The 4136-nt window shown below is 39.1% G+C and carries 3 protein-coding genes; 1 reads left to right on the top strand and 2 read right to left on the bottom strand.

From position 1 onward, the window contains the following. Positions 1-121 precede the first annotated feature (121 nt). Positions 122-1306, top strand: coding sequence for a toxic anion resistance protein (locus tag AC1DSB_RS15410; protein WP_477587042.1), 1185 nt, complete (start codon positions 122-124; stop codon positions 1304-1306). A 21-nt stretch (positions 1307-1327) separates the two neighbouring features. Here the strand turns inward: AC1DSB_RS15410 and AC1DSB_RS15405 are convergent, their stop codons facing one another. Then, positions 1328-3220: a vWA domain-containing protein gene (locus AC1DSB_RS15405; RefSeq protein WP_477532341.1), complete on the bottom strand. Its 1893-nt coding sequence runs from the start codon at positions 3218-3220 to the stop codon at positions 1328-1330. Positions 3221-3230: 10 nt separating this feature from the next. Further along, positions 3231-4100 (bottom strand): AAA family ATPase, encoded by an 870-nt coding sequence (locus AC1DSB_RS15400; RefSeq protein WP_477532342.1) that lies wholly within the window; start codon positions 4098-4100, stop codon positions 3231-3233. Positions 4101-4136: the final 36 nt, after the last annotated feature.

Below are 4136 nucleotides of genomic sequence, written 5' to 3'. Positions count from 1 at the left end.
GAACAAGACCTTCGACAAGTGTTGTCTTCCGATATTGAACATTTAAAAATGGAACTAGATTTCGCCAAAATCTCAATGAAGAATCATGCATCACCTTTACTATTGAAAGGAGAAACACCAGATGACCCAAAATCCATCGACTTCTAACCAAACGAAAACTATAGATGATTTACTTCATTCACCTTTTGATATGCAACCTCAAAAGATGGCACAAGATCCTATCAACGAAAAGCTTCCAGTAAAGATTTTGGATCGATTGTCCGAAGAAGAAAAGCAAAAAGCATTGGCTCTTGCTACTCAAATACCTGCAGGAAATTATGAAGCCATTCTCACATATGGAGCGAATGCACAAACGGAATTGTCTTCGTTTTCTCACCAGATGCTGGATCATGTGCAAAAGAAAGATATCGGTCCTGTAGGCGATATTTTGAAAGATCTGATGGACAAGCTCGGGCAATTAAATCCTGAAGAATTATCTAACCAAAAAAAGTCTGGAATTAAACGTTTATTCGGCAAAGTCTCCCGTTCTGTTCAAGAATTAATGACAAAATATCAAAAACTGAGCACTCAAATCGATCGAATCGGCATCCAACTCGAACACTCCAAACGTGGCCTGATTGAAGATGTTCAAAYGCTTGATAAATTGTATGACCAAAATAAAGCGTATTTTCAAGCATTGAATATTTATATTGCAGCGGCTGAAATCAAACGGGATGAAATTCTAAATGAAACCATCCCTGCCCTGCGTCAAAAAGCGGAAGCCTCTTCTGACCAAATGGCATATCAAGAAGTCAATGATATGGCTCAATTTTTAGWTCGTCTAGAAAAGCGCCTATATGATTTGCAACTTTCTCGTCAAATCACGATTCAAAGCGCTCCGCAGATCCGAATGATTCAACAAACAAATCAGACGTTAGCTGAGAAAATTCAATCATCTGTTATGACGTCCATTCCATTATGGAAAAATCAGATTGCCATTGCTTTGACACTTAACCGTCAAATGAAAGCTGTAGAAGCTCAAAAACAAGTAACCAAAACAACAAATGATTTATTACTGAAAAACTCAGAAATGTTGAAAATCAACAGTCTTGAAACCGCTAAAGAAAACGAACGCGGCATCGTAGAAATTGAGACGTTGAAACAAACGCAGGAAAACTTGCTGCAAACGATTGAAGAAACACTGCGTATTCAAGCTGATGGTCGCGTGAAACGTAAAGCGGCTGAAGTAGAAATTGCACGTATGGAAGAACAATTGAAACAGAGGTTGTTAATCGTCCATCAAGAACAAGAAAACCGTCCTCGCTAATGAGGACGGTTCTTTATTGTGTCACTTTACTACGAGATATAACATTCGTCGTAACAGTCTTAATGTCTGTGTTGTGAACTCATCGACATTTCTGGCAGTTGCAGTTCTTGGCCCGAACATCATTTGAAATAATTGCATTTGTTCTTCCACAGGTTGCTCTGCACTTAAATACAAATGAAGCATATGAATCCCTTTTTTCTCGATTTCAATGACTGCTTCTGCTGTATCGACTATACCATTTGCGGCGTATCCATAAGCCGAAGGTTCTCCATCGGAAAAAAGCAAAAGAAATTTATGCTTCTCAGGGCGTTTCTGAAGTCTTTCCGCCATCCAGCGAATAGCCAAACCATCCCGATTATCTTCGTGCGCTTCAAGCGATAGAATTTCAGCTGCATGGTCCTTCAAACCGTCCTCCACTTGATGACAAAATAAAAATGAATTAGGTTGATTTAGTTCTGAGGCTTCATAAGCATCTTCATAATAGGAAACTATATCATGCCGAATGCCTAAATCCCGCAATACATCATGAAATAACAGTACGGCTTTTTTCGTATCTTCCATTTTATCAATCATTGAAGCTGAGCTATCTACCAATAGGCCAAAAACCGCATCCAAAGGTAACGATGGATTATTTTTTTTATAGAATGGTTTTGGACGCTGTTCAGTTAACAATGAGGTTAAGTTCGGCATTAACCTACCTTTTGATAAATTTGTCCGTTTACTCTCTAGCTTTTGATCAATCCGTTTTCGCATTTCTTTTGTAAAAGCTTTCACAAACGGCTTTTGTTCTGCACGAATGGTTAAAATTTTGCTTTTCATCGAAGAAACTTCTTGAAGATCTATTCTTTTTTCCTCAATTGTCACGAATTGATGCTCATCACCGAATCGCTTGCCTGATTGTTTCGAGTATTTCTTTTCAGCACTACCATCTATTGTGGCATCTTGTTTCGATTTTTTATTGGAATTGGAAAAACCGACCCCTTCGCTTTGAATTTCATTGGAATCTTCCCCTTCTTCAAATCGACCATTGTCTGTCTTCCCTTTATTTCCTTTTGATAAATCAAATTCTAAATGCGGCCCAGCCTGTTTCTCACTTTCACGATGCCACGACCTGAACATTTCTTCAATGGATTCCTTTGCAGTTTGATCGTCCGAATTTTGCTGATCGATTTCACGCTGACCTTTAGTTTCAAAAGCAGGTTCCATTAAGTTTTCATGTAGTGTCATGAACGTATGAGTCAAGTCCTTAGTCGACTCTTCTTCCAAAACATAGAGAATCTCCAGACAGATTTTGCAGCAGTCAGCTGTTGATTTTGCATCGTAAATATATTCCCATTTTGCAAGAACTCTTTGGTAGTAGTCAGGATAATCTCCCGTTAACGTTGTGGCTTGCGAACCTTTACGAAGTGCTATATACAAATAATTAAACAGACTATCACTGATAAACCCTTTGTTGAAATTGACACTCATTTGCTGTTCATGGTAGGTCGTATAGACATCTTCCCTTACAGTAAATGCCTTGTCGGTGCCAGGACGTTCTTGTCGGATCAAGTTGGAAAGTCTGAATTCTTCAGCACTCAAAGCGAGCTGCAAAGCAAATTCTTTTAGTGGAAAGTGCTCAACTTCTTTCTTGTATCGATCCCATGAAGGAAGATCAAAATGGCTCCAAAAACCAGCTGTCAGTAAATACAAATCGGACAGTTGTCCATTCTGTACAATATCAGGTTCCCGATGTTGCCAAAAATGGCTCATTGAAATCGCGCCTTCTTTCGGACGAAATTCCATCAATTTACGAACGGTCAATGTTAAATACGGCGCACGGCTTAATGCTCTCGCTAAATGTTCCAATTGAATCATTCGTCTTGCATTTACCGTTTCATTGTTAAATTGAATAAATCGATTTACTGATGACAATTAACATCCCTCATTTCACCCAAGTATTCGCGAGTTCCATGACTAATTCTTTTTCACTATCATCATCTAACTTCTCCGCAATGGCATAACGGATTGCACGAAGTGGATCGATGTGTTGAGCAAGCTCTGTCGCATCAAGTAAACTGCGAATGGAAGCAGCTTCTTCACTTAATAAACCATTTTGAACTTGAATGAACATATCTTCAGAGAGATGAAGCATTGTTTTTATCAGGTTATGTGATGCTTGAGGATATTCACGAACGAATAGTTCACGAAGGGGTTCACCGGTTAAATACGGGATGGCAAAAGAAATAAAACGATTTTTCAACGCTTCATTTAAAGGTGATGTTCCGATGTATCCCTCATTTATTGCGGCTATTACGGTAAAGTCTTTGTGTGCTTTCAATACTTCACCAGTATATGGATTTGTCAGCATACGTCGGTGATCCAAGACACTATGTAGAATTGGCAAGGTTTCAGGTTTCGCCATATTAATTTCGTCAATATACAAAATATGACCATGTCTCATCGCTTGGATCACAGGACCTTCTACAAAATCAATATTAGTTTGTCCATTAGCCTGCACCAACGTTTTAAAGCCAAGAAGTGCTTCCGCATCCAAGTCAACAGAACAGTTGATACTGTGCATCGGTTGCGCGAAATACGATGAAATTGACTCAGCTAATTTCGTCTTCCCAGATCCTGAAGGTCCTTTCAGTAAAACGTTTTTTTGGAGTACAACACTCAGTAAAAGATCCTCCCATAAATGCGGCAAAGGTGACATATACCCGCCATGACCGATCAATGTTGAATGATCTTCTGAATGTGTTCTCTGTTTCCGAGAAGTTTGTGATTGTAAAATCAGTGATTGTGCATCCAATTATTATTCCTCCTTAAGAAAAGCGTACGGCTCCCC

It is taken from the genome of Paenisporosarcina sp. P4_E4_2 (assembly GCF_056401595.1).
This window is presented reverse-complemented; position numbering and strand designations above follow the sequence as displayed.